Here is a 19599-nt window from a genome sequence, read left to right as displayed (position 1 = left end):
AGGCCGTCGAGTCATGGCTTTGCCTTGCGAGAGATCATTCACAGGTGTCTCGTTCGGCAAGTCTCGCTATTGTAGCTGCGCCGCGATGGCGTGAGTTGGGCGGAAAAGTGATTTTTATGCCGCATTCATTGCAGGTCGTATTTCAAAAGAAGAAATTATGGGAACCGAAACTTAAGAAAAGACGAGCGCCGTGCGATTTGTGATGCCCATTAAAAAAGCGCCGAGCCGATTTCCGACGCGACGCTTTGTTTGCAAAGCTTGGCAACTTTGACTTGATATTAGCTGCCGCCGTTTGTGCCTTCACCGGTGATACCACCTGCGGTACCGTTATTTGTACCAGTGCTGATGGTTGCGCCCGACAGAGCAGTGTTAACGTCTGTTGCGAGGCCAACTGCACCACCCGAAATCTGGGTGTAGGCAACGGTACCCAGGCCAATGACAGCTGCGGTCAGAACAACCCAGTCAACTGTTACTGCGCCGTCTTCGTCTTTGCGGAAGTTCTTGATGAACTTGATCATGTTACGTCCCTCCTAAAGGATCAAAAAAAGTGGTCTAAACCTCGGCGTCTTTCAGAGCTTTCTCTCTCAGTCCGCTCCCGATCGTCTCGGTATGCATCTATGTTTGCCTGTTGTGCGTGGCAGGAATTAGGCCAAACAGGGAAAATTTTGCTCGAGGCTTAACTTTTTAGTCATGAAAGTGATAAATCATTGAAAATAAATGATTAAAAATGTTTTGGGTTTTTTGACTCACCCCCAGAGCGATGCAATTTTGCGGCAAATGAGGCGAAACTGCCCCAATTTGCTTGGTTTTTCTGGCTTTACGCGAAGATTCGGGGTTCAAATCAATCAAAACGAAAACATGAGGCAGGCAAATGAATCTCCGGGACGCAGTAAAATGCGCCGGCGTAATGGCGTTTCTGGTATGCACGCCAGACACCGTACGCGCCGATGAGGTCGAACCGCGTGGTGTCTATAAAAGGATCAAGGCGCCCCAGCCGGGTCAGCGGCCAAAGATCAATATCCAGATTTCTGCTGAAGAACATGCATCCAGACCCTCGGCTCCCAGCACGGGATCAGAGCTTGTGGTCCCCGATATCATCAAACGTGCCAAAGTGCCGCCGTCGACCACGCCCAAAGTTGCGTCCAAGGCGCCGCCGAAAGGCGCTTATAAAGCGTTTTGGGAGAAAATCTCGCCCGAACTGGCACAAGCCGGACCGGGTAGGCTAGATTCGGCGATCAACGCCCTGGCCGCTACAAGCGTCTCGACACCCCGTTTGCAGACCCTGCAGGGTATCGTGAACAACCAAGGGCGCGATATCCTACGCTCGACCATTGGCACCAATGTTTCACCTGCGCTCGTGCTGGCGGTCATCTCGGTGGAATCAGCTGGACGGGCCGACGCGGTCAGCTCGGCCGGGGCGCAGGGGCTGATGCAGCTGATGCCAGCTACGGCCGAGCGGTTTGGCGTGCAGGACAGCTTCCAGCCCTCTCAGAATATCTCGGGTGGGGTCAAATACCTGGATTGGCTGATGGGTGAGTTCGACAACGACCCGATATTGGCGCTTGCCGGGTACAATGCCGGCGAGGGGGCCGTTCGCAAACACAGCGGTGTGCCGCCTTATGCAGAGACTCGGGATTATGTGCCCAAAGTGCTTGCGGCTTTTCAGGTCGCGCGAGCGCTCTGCGCGACGCCGCCTGTCTACGCTTCGGATGGGTGCGTTTTCCAGACGCTGAACTAGGGCCTGCCTGTCACAGCAGGCCCAGATTTTGTTTTAGTTGACGATGTTCGCCTCAGTCGCGGCACGGATCTCGTCTTCGGTCACGCCTTCTGCGATCTCAACGATCTTCAGACCGCCTTCAACCACATCCAGAACCCCGAGGTTGGTGATGATACGATTCACCACCTTCTTACCCGTCAGGGGCAGGGTACATTTTTTCAGCAGTTTAGATTTGCCGTGCTTGTTGGTGTGGTCCATCACCACGATCACGCGGCCGACACCCGCCACAAGATCCATCGCGCCGCCCATGCCTTTGACCAGAACGCCGGGAATCATCCAGTTGGCCAGGTCGCCTTCTTCATCCACTTCCATCGCGCCCAGTACCGCCGCAGCAATCTTACCACCCCGGATCATCGCGAACGAGGTCGCGCTGTCGAAATAGGCGGTGCGTGACAGCTCGGTGATGGTTTGCTTGCCAGCGTTGATCAGGTCAGGATCTTCCTCACCTTCAAACGGGAAGGGGCCCATGCCCAGCATGCCGTTCTCGGATTGCAGAGTGATGTCCTTGTCGCCCACATAGTTTGCCACCAGCGTCGGAATGCCGATGCCGAGGTTTACATACATGCCGTCTTCAAGCTCTTGCGCCGCACGGGCGGCCATCTGGTTCCGATCCCACCCTTTGATGTCCTGGGGCATTATGCTTCCTCCTTCTTACGGGTGGTGCGCTGTTCAATGCGCTTTTCGTGATCGCCCTGAATGATCCGATGCACATAGATGCCCGGCAGGTGGATCGCATCCGGGTCCAATGATCCGCGGGGGACAATCTCTTCGACTTCGGCGATGCAGATCTTGCCGCAGGTCGCGGCAGGCACGTTGAAGTTCCGGGCGGTCTTGCGGAAGATCAGGTTGCCGGTGTCATCGGCCTTCCAGGCTTTGACAATGGCCAGATCGGCAAAGATGCCCTCTTCCAGAATGTAGGTCTCGCCGTTGAAGTCTTTGTGTTCCTTGCCCTCGGCGATCACGGTGCCCACGCCGGTTTTCGTGTAGAACCCGGGGATGCCTGCGCCACCTGCGCGCATCCGTTCGGCCAGAGTGCCCTGTGGATTGAATTCCAGCTCAAGCTCTCCGGCAAGGTACTGACGCATGAATTCCGCGTTTTCGCCGACGTACGAGCTGATCATTTTCTTGACCTGCTTGGTCTGCAGCAGGATGCCGATACCGAAATCGTCGACGCCTGCATTGTTTGACGCAAAGGTCAGATCCTGCGCGCCAGAATCCTTGATCGCCTCGAGCAGCAGTTCCGGGATGCCGCACAGGCCGAAACCGCCCGCCGCGATCATCATGCCATCCGAAAGCACTCCGTCGAGCGCGTCAGAGGCATTGGCATAGATTTTCTTCATGGAAAACTCCCCCAATGACATGGTGATGGGCAGGTTGTGCCGCCGCGTCAGGGGGAAGTCAACGAATCCAAAGGGCTGGTGGTATTTCTACCTATCCAACCCTAGCTTGCCGTTTTCTTAGTTGTTTTCTTGGCAGCGGCCTTCTTCTTTGGGGCAGCCTTCTTCTTTGTTCCCTTCTTTGCGGCGCGTTCATTGACCAATTCGATGGCCATTTCCTGCGTCACATCTTCGGGCTTGATGTCCTTGGGAATGGTGGCGTTGACCTTTTCCCACTTCACATAAGGTCCATAGCGCCCATCAAGAACTTGCATGGCACCACCATCAGGGTGTTCGCCCAGCTCTTTGAGGGGGGCGGCCGCCGCGCGCCGACCACGTCCCGGATTGGCGCGTTTTTCTGCCAGCATCTCGACCGCGCGGTTCATGCCGATCTCGAACACGTCATTGGGGTCTTTGACATTGACGTAGACCGGTTTCGCCTCTTCCGGCAGTTGGTGCATGATATACGGCCCGAAACGCCCGAAGTTCGAGCTGATCATACCGCCTTCGGGGTGTTCACCGATCTGGCGGGGCAGGGACAGCAGGGTCAGGGCCTTCTCAAGGTCCATGTCATCCTTGCTCCAACCACGCGGCAGAGAGGCGCGCGGGGGTTTCTTGTTCTCGGGCGTCGGCTCTCCGCGCTGGACATAGGGACCGAACCGGCCGGATTTCAGCCAGATCTCGTCGCCTGCGTCCTCACCGAGAAGACGTTCATCTCCTTCGGCCCCTTCGCCCGCGATGGGGCGCGTATAGGTGCATTCGGGATAGTTGCCGCAGCCCACGAACCCGCCGGTCCGAGATGTTTTTAGATGCAGTTGCCCCGTCCCACATTTCGGGCAAATGCGCGGGTCCGACCCGTCCTCACGAGGCGGGTACAATTGCGGAGCCAGCGCTTCGTCGAGCTTGTCCAGCACTTCCGAGATTCGCAGCTCAGACGTTTCGCCAATCGCGGCCGAGAAATCGCGCCAGAATTTGCCTAGCAGATCCTTGTAGTCGCGATCGCCGGCGCTGACGTCGTCCAGCTCTTCTTCCAGATTCGCGGTGAACTCATAGCCCACGTATTGGCGGAAGAAGTTCAGCAGAAAGATCGTAACGATCCGGCCCTTTTCCTCGGGGATCAGGCGGTTCTTGTCCTTACGCACATATTCGCGGTCCTGAATCGTGGTCACGATTGAGGCATAAGTGGAAGGACGGCCGATCCCCAGTTCCTCCATCCGCTTGACCAACGTGGCCTCGGTATAGCGCGGAGGCGGTTGAGTGTGGTGTTGCAGCGCCAGAACGGCATCGTTTTCCGACAGGATCGCTTCTTTCGCGGTTTTTGCACCTTCTGTGACCTGAGCCTCGCCGGTCGCCTTTTCGAATTGGCCAATCAGAGAGTCCTTGGCAAACCGCGCCGGATCGCCCTGCATGATCTGAGGCAGGCGCTTTTCATCATCATCTGCCACATCGTCACGGCCCTCTTCGTAAACGCGCATAAAGCCGTCAAACAGCACCACCTGACCGGTCGCGCGCAGGCCGACCTGAGCATCGTCGCTGCCGATTTCAACGGTTGTGCGTTCCAGGCGCGCAGCAGCCATCTGGCAAGCAATCGTGCGCTTCCAGATCAGATCGTAGAGCTTGCGCTGATCTTCATCGGTCACCCTCAGCTCTTTTGCATCGCGCGTCATGTCCGTCGGGCGGATACACTCGTGCGCTTCCTGCGCGTTCTTGGCCTTGTTCTTGTAGATACGCGGGCTGTCCGGCACATATTCGGCGCCAAAACGGTCCGAGATCGCATCGCGCGTGGCGGCGACCGCTTCGGGGGCCATGTCGATGCCGTCAGTTCGCATATAGGTGATGTAGCCTGCCTCATAGAGACGTTGCGCCACTTGCATCGCGTGCCGCGCACCCATGCCGAACTTGCGGCTAGCCTCCTGTTGCAGGGTTGAGGTCATGAAGGGCGCGCTGGGGTTGCGTGCCGCAGGCTTGGCCTCGACCGAGGTGACACTCAGCGCGCGGCTGATGATGGCCTGAACTGCCAGCTCTGCCTGTGTCGCGTCTTTCAGATCGTGTTTGTCCAGCTTTTTGCCAGCATAAGTGACTAGGCGCGCCTCGTAGGTTTGGCCGCGTGGCGTTTCGAACAGGGCCTTGACCGACCAGTATTCGACCGGCTTGAAGGCCTCGATCTCCATCTCGCGTTCAACGATCAGGCGCAGGCAAACCGACTGCACCCGGCCTGCCGATTTCGCGCCGGGCAATTTGCGCCACAGAACCGGCGACAGGTTGAAGCCCACCAGATAGTCCAGCGCGCGGCGGGCCAAATAGGCCTCGACCAGCGGCATGTCGACCTCGCGCGGGTTTTGCATCGCCTGGGTGACGGCCTCTTTGGTGATCGCGTTGAAGGTCACGCGGCTGACTGGGGTATCTTTCTTGATTGAACGCCGCTTGGTCAGCGCTTCCTGCAAGTGCCAACTGATCGCTTCCCCCTCACGATCGGGGTCGGTTGCGAGGATCAGGGCGTTGTCTTCTTTCAGCGCATCGGCGATGGCTTTGACGTGCTTGCGGCTGTCATTGCCGACCTCCCACTTCATCTCGAATTCGTGGTCGGTATCGACCGATCCGTCCTTGGGCGGCAGGTCCCGAACATGGCCGTAGGAGGCCAGAACCGTGTAGTCGGGGCCGAGATATTTATTGATTGTTTTTGCTTTGGCCGGAGATTCTACAACAACTACGGGCATTTAAGGGGAAACCTCGCTCGACGAATAGGGCGCCTGTTATGGTCGTGCAAAATGTGTGGGGCAAGGCCGGAATGTCAATGCGTTCCTTTTGCAGCGTGAAAAATCCCTAGATTTCAGCCCCCTATATGCCTTTGGGGCAGGCGAAGCCTCATAGGGGTGCTGCGTTGCGATAAGTCCATTTCAGCTTGCTAGCGACAAAAGCCCACCGGGTTGACGCTGGATTCGGCCCTCAAGTTCCAGATCTACCAAAGCGGGACCAAGATCGCCGGCCGAAGCTGCGATATCGCGCAGCAGTTGGTCCTCCGCGATGGGCGATGGGCCGAGTCGTTCCAGGATCTGATCGTGTAGCGCCACAGCGCATGTCGGTGTTGGCGGAGCATGGGGTTCACCGCGCGTTTGGACGAGGTTTTCTCCCTTGGGCAGGGCTTCGATCACATCTTCCGCAGATCGGATCAAGGTCGCGCCGTCCCGAATCAACAAATTGCATCCAGAGGCCCGTGCATCGAACGGATGGCCGGGAACGGCGAGAACTTCGCGCCCTTGGTCCAGCGCGTCCCGAGCGGTGATAAGGCTGCCTGATTTGGCCGCGGCCTCAACCACCACGACCGCCTGCGCCAATCCTGAAATGATCCGGTTGCGGCGCGGAAAGTGGCGGGCTTGTGGTGTCAGCCCCATAGGTTGCTCTGAGAGGCGCAGGCCTGTTTCGCCGATCTTATGCGCCAGGTCCGTGTTCTCGGCCGGGTAGATGACATCAACCCCTCCGGCCATCACGGCGATGGTGCCGGTTTCCAGCGAGGCCATATGGGCCGAGGTGTCGATCCCTCGGGCAAGACCAGAGACAATGATATGGCCGAGATCCCCCAGTTCTTTCGCCAGACCACGGGCCATGCGCGCGCCGAGCGAGGAACAATTGCGCGCGCCCACCATCGCGATTGCGGGTTTCTGCAGCATCGTAAGATCGCCAACAGCCCATAGAAGCGGCGGCGCGTCAGATACATCCTGCAGAGCTTTTGGAAAATCAGCGGACCCAAGGCACACAAGCCGCGCTTTGGCGGCTTGTGCGGCCTTGAGTTCCGCCTCAATCACGCCGGGAGGGCAGATTTCATACCCGTTTATTCCGGCAGCGCGTGCCATTTCAGGCAGCGCGGCCAGCGCGTTCTGCGCTGAGCCATGTTCGCTTAGCAGCCGACGAAACGTCGCCGGACCAACCTTGCGTGAGCGCAATAGGCGGAGCCACGAAAACCGATCCTCTTCCGTGGTGGGTGGGAGTGGGGGGTGATTGGAAGAATGCTGCTCTTCGGTCATCCGATGCTCCGCCTGATTGCAGAACTGGTTTACGGGTGTCGGGGTTAACAGCCTGTAAATCGTCGAAAATTAGATGCAATTTTCTTAGTGAGTCCATTGGGGAACGCCGCTAACAATATGAACTATATAAACAAAAACCTCACTAAGATGCGTGGGTTGAATTTCCAATTGACCTCGGCCCCTCTAGCAAAAAGGCGCAGCGTTAACCCTGCGCCTTTCGTACTTCAGGTGATTCCGACTCAGGCGGCGGAGCCTCCGACGGTCAGCCCGTCCATCAGAACCGTCGGCTGGCCGACGCCTACCGGCACCCATTGACCATCCTTGCCGCAGGTTCCCATTCCCGGATCCAGCGCCATGTCGTTGCCCAACCCACGGATGCGGTTCAGCGCAGAGGGTCCATCCCCGATCAGCGTCGCGCCTTTGACCGGAGCGCCGATCTTGCCGTTTTCGACCCGGTAGGCCTCGGTACAGGAAAAGACGAATTTGCCGTTGGTGATGTCGACCTGACCGCCACCGAAACCCACGGCCCAGATCCCGTCCTTGATATCAGCAACCAGAGCGGCCGGGTCGGAATCGCCGCCTAGCATCACCGTATTGGTCATGCGCGGCATCGGTTTATGCGCGTAGCTCTGGCGCCGTCCATTGCCGGTAGGCGCGACGCCCATCAGGCGCGCGTTCTGGCGGTCTTGCATGTACCCAGTCAGGATACCGTCTTCGATCAGCACAGTCCGAGAGCTTGGCGTTCCCTCGTCATCCACTGTGATCGAGCCGCGCCGATCAGAAATCGTGCCATCATCCACTACGGTCACGCCCTTGGAGGCAATCTGCTGCCCCATCAGACCTGCAAAGGCCGAGCTGCCCTTGCGATTGAAATCCCCTTCCAGCCCGTGCCCGATGGCTTCGTGCAGCAGGATACCGGGCCAGCCGGGGCCTAAGGCGACTTCCATCACTCCGGCCGGGGCGGGGACGGCATCTAGGTTGACCAACGCGATCCGCAGGGCCTCTCGCGCCTTGTTCTGCCAGTCGGCGGGGTCGATCAGTCCGCTCAGGCCGACGCGACCTCCTCCACCCGCCGAGCCACTTTCACGGCGGCCATTCTGCTCGACGATGACCGAGACATTCACTCGAGTCATCGGGCGCACGTCGCGCACCAGCACGCCGTCGGGGCGCAGGATCTCGACCTCTTGCACCGCGGCGGCGATCGTGGCGCTGACTTGCACAACGCGAGGGTCCAGATCGCGAGCGAAAGCGTCGATCTCGCGTAGGGTCTCGACTTTGACCGGGAAGCTGGCGGTTTCGATGGGATCTTCATCGGTATAGAGGCGTTTGTTTGTTGCCATAGGGGCCTGGGCCAGGGTGCCCCCTCCGTCGCCGACGGCCAGTCGAGCGGTCTCGGACGCGCGCTTCAACGCGGGAATCGAAACCTCCGTCGAATGTGCATAGCCCGCGACTTCGCCCTGAACGGCGCGCAGCCCGAATCCCTCGGACGCATCGTAGGAGGCGGTCTTCAACCGACCATCGTCAAAGACCAGAGACTCGGATTTCCTCCGTTCGACAAACAGTTCTCCGTCCTCGGCCCCGGCTGTCGCCGATTGCAAAATGGAGAGCGCTTCATCATGCGGAAGAGAGCTTTCAAAAGGGCGAAACGGGGCCTGAGTCATGGGTTGTGACCTTTCCGGTTTGATCCAGATCAAAAATAGCGTCTGTTTGACGCAAGCATTTTGCTTTATCTACCCGCAGGAATATGGTTTTTAACGCGGCCAAAGACAACGGGTGTGGTTTCACCGATTCATACCTTTTCGCCAGAGACGCAAAGATCAAACGATCAGGACAAGACATGAAGAATGCTTTGATGCTTTCCGGGCTTGCTACGGCCCTCTCCAGCCTTCCCGCCATGGCTCAGGAGCTTGAGATAATTGGCAAGCCGGTTGACGGTGGAATGGGCTTTCAACCCGCAGCGACCAGCCTTGCAGACGGGATTCACAGGCTGGACGCGATGATTCTGGTGATTATCACCGTGATCTGCCTGTTTGTTGCTGCGCTGCTGGTTTACTGCATCGTGCGCTACAATCAGCGCGCAAACCCGACACCGGCGCGGTTCTCGCACTATACCCCGGTTGAGATCGCCTGGACTTTGGGTCCGATCCTGATTCTGGTGTTCATCGGCGCCTTCTCTCTTCCGGTTCTGTTCAAGCAGCAGGAAATCCCCGAAGGTGACGTGGTTATCAAAGTGGTCGGCAACCAGTGGTATTGGACCTACGAGTATGTCGATCATGATTTCGCGTTCGACAGCTACCTGCTTGGCCACCCCGCCACGCTTGATGAGGGTGCGCGCCCTGCAGATGCGGATGTGACCCCCTTCGTTCTGGATGACGCTATGCGCGCCAAACTGGCTGATGCGGGCTACAGCGACGATGAATGGCTGCTGGCCACTGATACCGCTGTTGTGGTTCCAGTTGGCAAAGTCATCGTAATGCAGGTTACCGCATCTGATGTGATCCACTCTTGGACGATCCCTTCCTTCGGCGTGAAGCAGGACGGCGTTCCCGGTCGTCTGGCCGAACTGTGGTTCGAAGCTGACAAAGAGGGCGTCTATTTCGGCCAGTGTTCCGAGCTTTGCGGCAAGGACCACGCTTACATGCCGATCACCGTCAAAGTGGTCAGCGAAGAGGCCTACGAACAGTGGCTGAACGGCGCGATCGAAGAATATGCGGGCACGCCGCAAAACTTTCAGGTGGCCTCGAACTGAGCGTAGACTGGGCGTTCGCGCCTTAGAATACTCGTTGGCTGCGCGTTAAACCGCGCAGCTTTCGCCCCAAAAGGACCCGAGATGACCGACGCAAGCATCAATGCCAGCACATCGACCGCCAAGGCATACGCGGATGAGGCCAGCTTTGGCGATTATTTCGCCCTGCTGAAGCCGCGTGTGATGTCTCTGGTCGTGTTTACGGCTCTGGTTGGCTTGCTGGCGGCTCCGGCGTCGGTGCATCCTTTCGTAGGTTTCTGCGCCATCCTGTTTATCGCCATCGGTGGCGGCGCGTCTGGTGCACTGAACATGTGGTGGGATGCGGATATCGACCGGGTGATGAAGCGGACCAAAGGCCGTCCGATTCCCGCCGGTAAAGTACAGGAAGGCGAGGCGCTGTCGCTGGGTTTGGCGCTGTCCGGCCTGTCGGTGATCATGCTGGGCCTTGCGGCCAACTGGTTCGCCGGCGCGTTTCTGGGTTTCACCATTTTCTTCTACGTTGTGGTCTACACGATATGGCTGAAGCGCTCGACGCCGCAGAACATCGTGATTGGCGGCGCGGCAGGGGCGTTCCCTCCGGTGATCGGTTGGGTTGCCGCAACCGGGTCAATGACGCTTGAGCCGTGGCTGATGTTTGCCTTGACCTTCATGTGGACGCCTCCGCATTTTTGGGCATTGGCGCTGTTCATGCGCTCGGACTATGACGATGCGGGCGTGCCCATGTTGACCGTGACCCATGGTCGTCGCGCGACCCGTAAGCATATTCTCGTTTACACCGGCCTTCTGGCTGTTCTTGCCGTTGGCACCGCTTTTTCAGACATCGGTGGGCCTATTTATCTGGCAGTTGCCCTGGTGCTGAACGCCCTGTTCCTGCGCGGCGCATGGCAGATCTCGCGCCGTACCGAAGACGACGCGGAAGCGGACAATTTCAAGGTCGAGCGGAGTTTCTTCAAGCTGTCTCTGCTGTACCTGTTCCTGCATTTTGGCGCGATTCTGGTTGAGGCGCTGCTGAAACCCTACGGCTTGGGAGGGTGGTGATGAGCCTGCGCAAAAGCCATGAAATTCACCAACGTCGTTTCAGCCGAAACCTGGGTGTTGGCCTGACACTTGCGGCCTTCATCGTGATCATCTTCGGCCTCACAATCGTCAAGGTCTCGGGCACCAGCCTGGGTCAACCCGTGCAGGAGTTGCAAAACTGATGGCTCTGTCCGGTCCTCAGAAAACTGTTGTGCAAACCGTGGGTGTGGTTGTCCTGATGGGCAGCCTCGCCTGGGTGGCTGTGCCTTTTTACGACTGGTTCTGCCGTGTTACCGGATTCGGAGGCACCACCGGCGTCGCCGAAGCCGCGCCTGATGATATCCTCGACCGCAAAGTGACGGTCCGTTTCGACGCATCAAAAGCCAAGGACATGGCGTGGGAGTTCAAGCCCGTCGAGCGTGAGATGGAGGTGCGCATCGGTGAAACCGGGCTGGCCTTCTATGAGGCCTACAACCCGACTGATCGCCCGATTGCCGGACAGGCGTCCTACAACGTCGCGCCGTATTCGGCAGGTGGGTATTTCCAGAAGATCGCCTGTTTCTGCTTTGAAGAGCAGGTTTTGCAACCCGGTGAGCGGGTAGAGATGCCGGTCAGCTTCTTTGTTGATCCGGAAATGGTCGAAGACCTTGAAGCGAAATATGTGCATACGATTACTCTGTCGTATACATTCTACGAAATTGACCTGCCCGAGGGCTATGCCGCCCTTGAAACGCAGGAAGACACAAACACGAACTAACGCCTTTAGGTGAGGGACGCTGATGGCACACGCAAAAAACCATGATTATCACATTCTGGCCCCGTCGATCTGGCCGCTGATCGGCGCTGTCGGTGGCTTTGTGATGTTGTTCGGAGCCGTCCTTTGGATGCACGGTGTGACCCCGTGGCTGTTCTGGGCCGGTCTCGTTGCCGTGCTGTACACCATGTTCGCGTGGTGGTCCGAAGTCGTTGTGGAAAGCCGTCAGGGCGACCACACGCCGGTTGTGCGCATCGGTCTGCGCTATGGCTTCATCCTGTTCGTGATGTCCGAGGTGATGTTCTTCTTCGCCTGGTTCTGGTCGTTCTTCAAACATCGCATGTACCCGATGTACGACTATGCGGGCACCGAATACATCCAGCCGGATATCCACGCGGTTGATCCGTTCCACCTGCCGCTGATCAACACTCTGGTCCTGCTGCTGTCGGGCTGTGCGATCACCTGGGCGCACCACGCTCTGGTTCACGACAACGATCGCAAGGCGCTGATCAACGGTCTGGCCATCGGAATCGTGCTGGGTATCCTGTTCACGGCGCTTCAGGCGTTTGAATACTATGAATTGCTGGCCCATGAGGATTGGCAGTTTGGCGGTGACCAGTTCTACTCGAACTTCTTCATGGCAACCGGCTTCCACGGCTTTCACGTAGTGATCGGTACGATTTTCCTGACAGTCTGTCTGATCCGCGCGCTGAAAGGGGACTTCACCCCCGAGAAACACGTCGGTTTCGAGGCCGCAGCCTGGTACTGGCACTTCGTTGACGTGGTCTGGCTGTTTCTGTTCTTCGCAGTCTACATCTGGGGACAGGCGCCGCTGTTCTAAGCGGCTTTGGTATTGAACTGCAAAAGCCGCTCTTCGGGGCGGCTTTTTCGCATTTTCGAGGGCAAGATTGCGCCCCATACAATTGCGTGGTTGCATTCTCGTGCCTGCCCCCCTTAACAAGACGCCGGTTCCTGCAACGAGCGATAGTCCTTCCATGCGCCGCACTCTGTTTCTGCTGATCTTCAGTCTCGCCGGTTTGGGCGTATTGCTGTGGCTTGGTACGTGGCAGGTCCAGCGTCTGGCGTGGAAGCAAGAGATCCTTTCCGAGATTGACAGCCGCATCGCCGCAGAACCAGTTCCGCTGCCGCAACAGGTGTCAGAGGATGAAGACAAATATCTGCCTGTGACGGTCACGGGTGATATGGAGCCGGGCGAGATCCACGTTCTGGTCTCGGTCAAGCAAGTCGGGGCCGGGTATCGCATCATCCAGTCGTTCAGCACCGAGGATCGCACCATTTTGGTGGACCGGGGTTTTGTGCCAACCACGGCCAAGCAGACTGACCGTTTGACCGGCCCGATGGAGGTGACAGGCAATCTGCATTGGCCAGATGAGATCGACAGCTATACGCCTGAGGCCGATATCGACAGCAACATCTGGTTCGCCCGCGACGTGCCCAATCTGGCCGCCGCGCTGGGGACCGAGCCGATCTTGCTGATCGCCCGGTCTCAGACCGATCCGGGCGTGACCCCGCTGCCGGTCGACACGGCTGGGATTCCCAATGATCACCTGCAATATGCAATCACATGGTTTGGACTGGCCCTCGTCTGGGCCGCGATGACCGGATACTTCCTGTGGCGCAATCGCGCCCCTTCTGAGAGTGACCCGCAATGAAATACATCTCGACCCGTGGCCAAGCGCCTGAACTGAGCTTTGAAGAGGCGATGCTGACCGGGCTGGCCCGTGACGGTGGCCTGTACCTGCCGGCCGAAATCCCTACGCTCAGCCATGACGAGATCGCCGCCATGGCTGGTCAGTCTTACGAGGAGATCGCGTTTCGCGTGATGTGGCCCTATGTCAGCGGTTCCTTCGCAGAGGATGAGTTCAAACAGATCATCGCCCGCGCCTATGAAGGCTTCGGTCACGACGCCCGAGCGCCGCTAAAGCAACTGAACGAAAACCACTTCCTTTTGGAGCTGTTCCACGGGCCCACTCTGGCCTTCAAGGATTTTGCCATGCAGCTGATTGGTCAGCTGTTCCAGGTGGCCCTGAAACGCCGCAACGACCGTGTGACCATCGTTGGCGCGACCAGTGGCGATACCGGCTCGGCCGCGATTGAGGCATTCCGGGGGCTGGATGCGGTGGATGTTTTCATCCTCTATCCGCATGGACGGGTGTCCGAGGTGCAGCGCCGCCAGATGACGACGCCAGCGGATAGCAACGTTCATGCGCTCGCCGTGGATGGTGATTTTGACGATTGCCAGGCTGCACTGAAGGATATGTTCAACGATTTCGATTTCCGGGATGAGGTCAAACTGGCCGGCGTGAACTCGATCAACTTTGCCCGCGTTCTTGCGCAGATCGTCTACTACTTCTCGGCCGCTGTCAGCCTTGGCGCGCCGCATCGCAAGGTAAGCTTCACCGTACCGACCGGCAATTTCGGCGACATCTTCGCAGGCAATCTGGCCAAACGCATGGGTCTGCCCATCGACCGGCTGGTCGTGGCGACCAATCAGAACGACATCCTGCACCGCTGCCTGTCGGGCGAGGGCTATTTCAAGGGTGAGACCATCCCCTCGATCAGCCCGTCGATGGACATTCAGGTCAGCTCAAACTTCGAACGCGCCCTTTACTATGCCTATGGCGAGGATGGCAGCGCGGTCGCTCAGTTGATGGATGAGCTGAAATCTGGTGGTTTCAACGTCAGCCAAGGCGCGATGGAGGCCTTGCGCGAGAGCTTTGATTCGGGCCGCGTGTCCGAAGATGAAACGCTTGAGACGATCAAACATACTCTGGCCCATAGTGCCGAGCTGGTCTGCCCGCATTCGGCCATCGGCATCAAAGTGGCTGAGGACCACCGCGCAGCAGATGTGCCGATGATCACTCTGGCCACCGCGCACCCGGCGAAATTCCCGGCTGCGGTCGAGAAGGCGAGCGGGGAACATCCGCCTCTTCCATCCCGCATGTCTGATCTGTATGAACGTCCGGAACGGGTGACGCGGATTGCCAATGATCTGGGTGCCCTCGAGGATCATATCAGAAGGCATATCGCTGAGTGACAGTCAGACAAGACCAGCTGAAGAACGGCTTTCGTATCGTCAGTGAACATATGCCGGGGCTGCAATCGGCAGCCATCGGCATCTGGGTGACCGCCGGCGGGCGGCATGAGCGGATCGAACAGAACGGGATCGCGCATTTCCTTGAACATATGGCGTTCAAGGGAACCGAGCGGCGTTCTTCGCTGCAAATCGCAGAGGCGATTGAGGATGTAGGTGGCTATATCAACGCCTATACCTCGCGCGAAGTGACGGCCTATTACGCGCGCGTCCTGAAAGACGACGTGGCGCTGGCGATGGATGTGATCGGCGACATCGTTCTGAACCCGGTTTTCGATCCGCGTGAGATCGAAGTTGAACGTGGCGTGATCCTCCAGGAAATAGGTCAGGCCTATGACACGCCGGACGACGTGATTTTCGACTGGCTGCAGGAACAAAGCTATCACGACCAGCCGCTGGGTCGCACCATTCTTGGGCCGACCGAGCGGGTCAGCTCTTTCTCGCGAGAGGATCTTTCAGGATTCGTGGCCGAACATTATGGTCCCGAACAAATGATCCTGTCGGCAGCGGGCGCTGTCGATCACGAAGCCCTGATGAAAATGGCCGAAGAGATGTTCGGCCATCTGCAGCCGCGCAAAGGTCTGGTCCCCGAAGCTGCCCGCTTTACCGGCGGGGAGGCGCGGCAAGAAAAGGATCTGGAGCAGGCGCATTTTGCTCTGGCGCTGGAAAGCCCCGGCTATCGCGATGACGGGATCTATACCGCGCAGATCTATTCGACGGCATTGGGCGGTGGCATGTCTTCGCGCCTGTTCCAGGAAGTGCGTGAGTCGCGCGGGCTCTGCTACACGATCTTTGCGCAGACCGGGGCCTACGCGGATACCGGCACGACCACGATCTACGCGGGGACGTCTGCCGATCAGGTCGCAGAGCTGGCAACCATCACGATAGACGAGATGAAGCGCGCTGCCGAAGACATGAGCGAAGAAGAGGTCGCTCGTGCCCGTGCGCAGATGAAAGCCGGGATGCTGATGGGGCTGGAAAGCCCCTCAAACCGGGCTGAGCGTTTGGCGCGTCTGGTGCAGATCTGGGGACGGGTACCTTCACTTGAGGATACCGTCGCCAAAATTGATGCGGTCAGTACCGAGGATGTCCGGGCCTTCGCCGAACGCATGGCCGTTCAGGCCCCGGCCGCCTTGGCACTATACGGTCCGGTCTCGGGCGCGCCATCCTTGGTAGAACTGCAGGAGAGGCGTGCGGCGTGATGCTGTTAGGCAGGCGCAAGCTGAAACTTGAAACCGCGCGGCTGAGGCTGCGCCCGCCTGTGCATTCCGACTTCAACGAATGGGCCGCTCTGCGCCGCGCCTCAGAGGAGTACCTTACCCCTTGGGAGCCGATCTGGGCGCAGGATCATTTAAGCCGCAAGTCTTTCACCAACCGGGTCTACTGGGCGCAGCGCTCAGTCGCTAGCGGAACCGCAATACCGTTGTTTCTGTTCCGCCGTTCAGATGATGTGCTGGTGGGGGCGATCACACTGGACAACATCCGCCGCGGTCCTGCGCAGGCTGGAACCCTGGGCTATTGGACCGGGCAGAGCTTTGCGCGCAACGGCTATATGCGCGAGGCCATCGGAGCGGTCGTTCATCACGCCTTCACCCGTCTGGACCTGAGCCGGATTGAGGCGGCCTGTTTGCCCGAAAATAAGCCCTCTCGCGGGCTGCTGGAAAGCTCGGGTTTCAAATACGAGGGTGTGGCTCAGTCCTATCTGCAGATCAACGGGCGGTGGCGGACGCATGTTCTTTACGCCAGCTTGCGTTCGGACCGGCGGGGCAGGACGGACGCAGGGTAGGGGCTCTGCCCCCGTCGCGGCAAGCCGCGCCTCCCCCGGGATATTTTTGGCCAGATGAACAAGGGGCATGACTTGGCGGAGGGATGCGCTACACTCATCCTATGCGCTGGATTGTGGCTGTATTGATATTTCTCTCGGGTGCGGCTGCGGCGCAGGAGCGGCGGCCGAGCCATTGCATTGCCATCGCCGAGGCAGCACCAGGGATTGAATATCTGCACAAAGCCGCGTGGCAGGACCCGGTACCGGAGTTTTCGGTGCGGATCAGCTATGTCGCGCATGCCTCCTTTCTGATCCAGACTGCGGGTGGGCTGAACGCGGTCACGGATTTCACCGGGTTCATCGGCAGCGCTGATCTGATCCCCGATGTCGTGACGATGAACCATGCACACAGCACCCATTGGACGGCGCATCCGGACCCGGCCATTCCGCATGTGCTGCCGGGTTGGGGTGAGTTCGGGCAGGGGATCGACCATCATCTGGATCTGGGCGAGATGCTGGTGCGCAATGTCTCGACCGATATCCGGTCGTCTTATGGTGGGGTTGAGGAGAAGGGGAACTCGATTTTCGTGTTCGAGGTCGAAGGGCTGTGCATCGGTCATTTGGGACATTTGCATCACGTGCCCTCGGACGAACAGTTTGCCGCACTGGGGCGTCTGGATGTTGTGATGGCGGCGGTCGATGGTGGGACAACCATGCCTCTGCCCGAGATGATCTCAGTCCTCAAGCGACTTAAAAGCTCGGTGATTATTCCCATGCATTGGTTCTCCGGTTTCTCGCTGGATCGCTTTCTCGTCGATATTCGCAATGACTTCCCGGTTGTACGCGAAGGTGTGTCAGAGCTGACCATCTCGCTGCGCAGTTTGCCGGATCGGCCCACAGTTGTCGTGCTAGAGCCGCAATATCTGATCGATCTAGAATAAGGCTTGCCGGTCGCGCGCATGTTGGGCAAGGAAGGCGTATGGATTTGAACCCCGCAGATGCCAAGCTTGCTGACGCCATTCGCGCTGAATTGGGCGATGATGTGTTGCGTCCGGTTTCTGAACGTTACCTGGAAGAGCCGCGCAACCGATTTGCGGGCGAAATTGGGCTGTTAGCCCTGCCGCGTAACGCGCAGGACGTGGCGGCGCTAGTACGGCTTGCCTCGGATGTGCGCGTGCCGGTTGTGCCCTATGGCGGCGGCACGGGCTTGGTCGGCGGTCAGGTCATGACCTCTGGTCCGGCACCTTTGTTGATCTCGCTGGAGCGTATGACCGCCATTCGCGCGGTTTATCCAACTGAAAACGTGTTGATTGCCGAGGCCGGGGCCGTTCTTGAGGACGTGCATGCCGCAGCAGAGGCGGCGGACAGGCTGTTTCCCCTGTCTCTGGCCGCGCAGGGATCGTGTCGGATCGGTGGCAATCTGGCGACCAATGCCGGGGGCGTCAATGTGCTGCGATATGGCAATGCGCGTGATCTGTGCCTTGGGCTTGAGGCGGTGTTGCCCAGCGGTGAAATTTGGCATGGCCTGAGCCGGTTGAGAAAAGACAACACGGGCTATGATCTGCGCAATCTGTTGATCGGGTCCGAGGGGACCCTTGGGATTATCACCGCAGCTTCGCTGAAGCTGTTTCCACGTCCGGCTGAGGTTGGAACGGCGATGTTTCAGGTGACCTCGCCCGAGGCCGCGATCGACCTGCTGGCCCTTACGCGCGATTTGGTGGGCGAGACGGTCAGTTCGTTTGAACTGATCCACCGGCAGGGGTTGGATTTCCTGACCGAGGTGTTGCCCGATGTGCGCCAGCCATTCGATACTCCACCCGATTGGAGCGTACTGATCGAACTTGGATTGGCAGCCGGGCAGACCGCGTCTGAGCGTTTGGAGGCAATATTCGCCGCTGCGGAGCCTCGGGGCCTTGTCAAAGATGGCGTGATTGCCCAGAGCGAGGCGCAGCGCCGCGCGCTGTGGGCTGTTCGTGAGCGTATCCCTGAGGCCAACCGCCTGATCGGGTCCGTTTCGAGCCATGATATATCTGTCCCGATCTCGACCATCCCCGAATTCATTCGGCAAGGTGCCGAGGTGATCGGCGCGTTAAGTCCGTTCCGTATCAACTGTTTCGGGCATTTGGGCGATGGCAACCTGCACTACAACGTCTTCCCGCCCAAGGGTCAGAACCGCGATGCCTTTGATGGCCACCGAAAAGCGGTGAAGAGCGCGGTTCACGATCTCGTTCATGCGTTTGACGGCTCAGTCAGCGCGGAACACGGGGTAGGGAGGTTGAAGGTTGAGGACCTGGAGCGCTATGGCGATCCGGTCAAATTACAGGCTATGCGAGGGATCAAAGCTGCGTTGGACCCGAAAGGGATCATGAACCCCGGAGTCATCTTGACGGCGTAGAAACGGCCCGGACGATCCGGACCGTGTCTGATTGCTTTACGACGCGGGCAGAATGACCTTGTCGATCACGTGGATCACGCCGTTCGATGTCTCGATATCGGCCTGAACGACGTTGGCATCATTGACCATCACGCCCGAATCCAGATCAATCGTGATATCGCCGCCCTGCACCGTGGCCGCGGTCATGTCATCGGACAGATCGCCCGACATCACTTTGCCCGGAACTACATGATAGGTCAGCACGGCAACCAACTGGTCTTTGTTTTCGGGCTTCAGCAGGTCGGCCACTGTCCCTTCGGGCAGGGCTGCGAAGGCTTCATCCGTCGGGGCGAACACGGTGAACGGACCTTCGCCTTTCAGCGTGTCTACCAGTTCGGCGGCCTGAACGGCGGCGACGAGGGTTTCGAAGCTACCGGCTGAGACAGCGGTATCGACGATGTCTTTGCCATGACCGTCTGCCATTGCGGATGTGCCCAACAGGATCGTTGCGACGCTGGCGACTGCGAGTTTGCGGAACATTTTGAGGTCTCCCAAATTAGAAATGCTTCAAGCAGCATCAATCGGGGTACGGCGCTCAACTCGTTAGGATCACGTCTTAAGCGCAAAGAATTGGCTTGAACAGTTGCTAAACA

General features: G+C 58.6%; 19 protein-coding genes. 12 read left to right on the top strand and 7 right to left on the bottom strand.

The annotated features are described in order from the left end of the window. Positions 1-278: 278 nt before the first annotated feature. Positions 279-518 (bottom strand): Flp family type IVb pilin, encoded by a 240-nt coding sequence (locus tag ACP15L_RS08660; RefSeq protein ID WP_425083864.1) that lies wholly within the window; start codon positions 516-518, stop codon positions 279-281. A 353-nt stretch (positions 519-871) separates the two neighbouring features. On the opposite strand from ACP15L_RS08660, the gene ACP15L_RS08655 reads away from it, so the two are divergent. Then, on the top strand, positions 872-1738 hold the full coding sequence (locus ACP15L_RS08655; protein WP_425083863.1) for a lytic transglycosylase domain-containing protein: 867 nt from the start codon (positions 872-874) through the stop codon (positions 1736-1738). Positions 1739-1771: 33 nt separating this feature from the next. Here ACP15L_RS08655 and ACP15L_RS08650 read toward each other — a convergent pair whose 3' ends face one another. The 5 genes from ACP15L_RS08650 to tldD form a co-directional block, all read right to left on the bottom strand. Next, positions 1772-2413 (bottom strand): CoA transferase subunit B, encoded by a 642-nt coding sequence (locus tag ACP15L_RS08650; RefSeq protein ID WP_170477469.1) that lies wholly within the window; start codon positions 2411-2413, stop codon positions 1772-1774. After that, positions 2413-3117: a CoA transferase subunit A gene (locus tag ACP15L_RS08645; RefSeq protein ID WP_419740954.1), complete on the bottom strand. Its 705-nt coding sequence runs from the start codon at positions 3115-3117 to the stop codon at positions 2413-2415. Before ACP15L_RS08645 ends, ACP15L_RS08650 begins: the two co-directional genes overlap by 1 nt. 101 nt (positions 3118-3218) lie before the next feature. Then, positions 3219-5870: a type I DNA topoisomerase gene (gene topA, locus ACP15L_RS08640; protein ID WP_425083862.1), complete on the bottom strand. Its 2652-nt coding sequence runs from the start codon at positions 5868-5870 to the stop codon at positions 3219-3221. Between the two features lie 180 nt (positions 5871-6050). Beyond that, positions 6051-7175, bottom strand: a complete 1125-nt coding sequence (dprA, locus tag ACP15L_RS08635) for a DNA-processing protein DprA (protein ID WP_425083861.1) — start codon at positions 7173-7175, stop codon at positions 6051-6053. 239 nt (positions 7176-7414) lie between these two features. Further along, positions 7415-8836 carry a metalloprotease TldD gene (gene tldD / locus ACP15L_RS08630; RefSeq protein ID WP_425083860.1) on the bottom strand — a complete coding sequence of 474 codons (1422 nt, stop codon included), beginning with the start codon at positions 8834-8836 and terminating at the stop codon, positions 7415-7417. Positions 8837-9012: 176 nt separating this feature from the next. On the opposite strand from tldD, the gene coxB reads away from it, so the two are divergent. From coxB to ACP15L_RS08575, 11 genes are all read left to right on the top strand, one after another. Further along, positions 9013-9924, top strand: a complete 912-nt coding sequence (coxB, locus tag ACP15L_RS08625; RefSeq protein ID WP_170471948.1) for a cytochrome c oxidase subunit II — start codon at positions 9013-9015, stop codon at positions 9922-9924. Between the two features lie 81 nt (positions 9925-10005). After that, a complete protein-coding gene (gene cyoE, locus ACP15L_RS08620) occupies positions 10006-10959 on the top strand; it encodes a heme o synthase (RefSeq protein WP_425083859.1) in 954 nt (317 codons plus the stop codon). Then, entirely contained in the window at positions 10959-11120 is a 162-nt protein-coding gene (locus ACP15L_RS08615; protein WP_425083858.1) for a hypothetical protein, read from the top strand. Before cyoE ends, ACP15L_RS08615 begins: the two co-directional genes overlap by 1 nt. Next, the gene (locus ACP15L_RS08610) at positions 11120-11695 is read left to right on the top strand and encodes a cytochrome c oxidase assembly protein (protein ID WP_425083857.1); all 576 of its coding nucleotides are present in this window, start codon (positions 11120-11122) and stop codon (positions 11693-11695) included. The genes ACP15L_RS08615 and ACP15L_RS08610 overlap by 1 nt, the downstream gene beginning before the upstream one ends. Positions 11696-11717: 22 nt before the next feature. Continuing rightward, the gene (locus ACP15L_RS08605) at positions 11718-12533 is read left to right on the top strand and encodes a cytochrome c oxidase subunit 3 (RefSeq protein WP_170377876.1); all 816 of its coding nucleotides are present in this window, start codon (positions 11718-11720) and stop codon (positions 12531-12533) included. Positions 12534-12687: 154 nt separating this feature from the next. Continuing rightward, on the top strand, positions 12688-13365 hold the full coding sequence (locus tag ACP15L_RS08600) for an SURF1 family protein (RefSeq protein WP_425083856.1): 678 nt from the start codon (positions 12688-12690) through the stop codon (positions 13363-13365). Next, positions 13362-14750: a threonine synthase gene (thrC, locus tag ACP15L_RS08595; protein ID WP_425083855.1), complete on the top strand. Its 1389-nt coding sequence runs from the start codon at positions 13362-13364 to the stop codon at positions 14748-14750. The genes ACP15L_RS08600 and thrC overlap by 4 nt, the downstream gene beginning before the upstream one ends. Beyond that, on the top strand, positions 14747-16009 hold the full coding sequence (locus tag ACP15L_RS08590; RefSeq protein ID WP_425083854.1) for a M16 family metallopeptidase: 1263 nt from the start codon (positions 14747-14749) through the stop codon (positions 16007-16009). The genes thrC and ACP15L_RS08590 overlap by 4 nt, the downstream gene beginning before the upstream one ends. Beyond that, positions 16009-16593 (top strand): GNAT family N-acetyltransferase, encoded by a 585-nt coding sequence (locus ACP15L_RS08585; protein WP_170378135.1) that lies wholly within the window; start codon positions 16009-16011, stop codon positions 16591-16593. The genes ACP15L_RS08590 and ACP15L_RS08585 overlap by 1 nt, the downstream gene beginning before the upstream one ends. Before the next feature lie 83 nt (positions 16594-16676). Beyond that, the gene (locus ACP15L_RS08580) at positions 16677-17513 is read left to right on the top strand and encodes an MBL fold metallo-hydrolase (RefSeq protein WP_425083853.1); all 837 of its coding nucleotides are present in this window, start codon (positions 16677-16679) and stop codon (positions 17511-17513) included. Positions 17514-17551: 38 nt separating this feature from the next. Then, the gene (locus tag ACP15L_RS08575) at positions 17552-18967 is read left to right on the top strand and encodes an FAD-binding oxidoreductase (RefSeq protein WP_425083852.1); all 1416 of its coding nucleotides are present in this window, start codon (positions 17552-17554) and stop codon (positions 18965-18967) included. Between the two features lie 36 nt (positions 18968-19003). Here the strand turns inward: ACP15L_RS08575 and ACP15L_RS08570 are convergent, their stop codons facing one another. Next, complete coding sequence (locus tag ACP15L_RS08570; RefSeq protein WP_170377886.1) at positions 19004-19486, bottom strand: fasciclin domain-containing protein; 483 nt, start codon at positions 19484-19486, stop codon at positions 19004-19006. Positions 19487-19599: the final 113 nt, after the last annotated feature.

It is taken from the genome of Ruegeria profundi (genome assembly GCF_049800715.1).
GTDB classification, from domain to species: Bacteria; Pseudomonadota; Alphaproteobacteria; order Rhodobacterales; family Rhodobacteraceae; genus Ruegeria; species Ruegeria profundi_A.
This window is presented reverse-complemented; position numbering and strand designations above follow the sequence as displayed.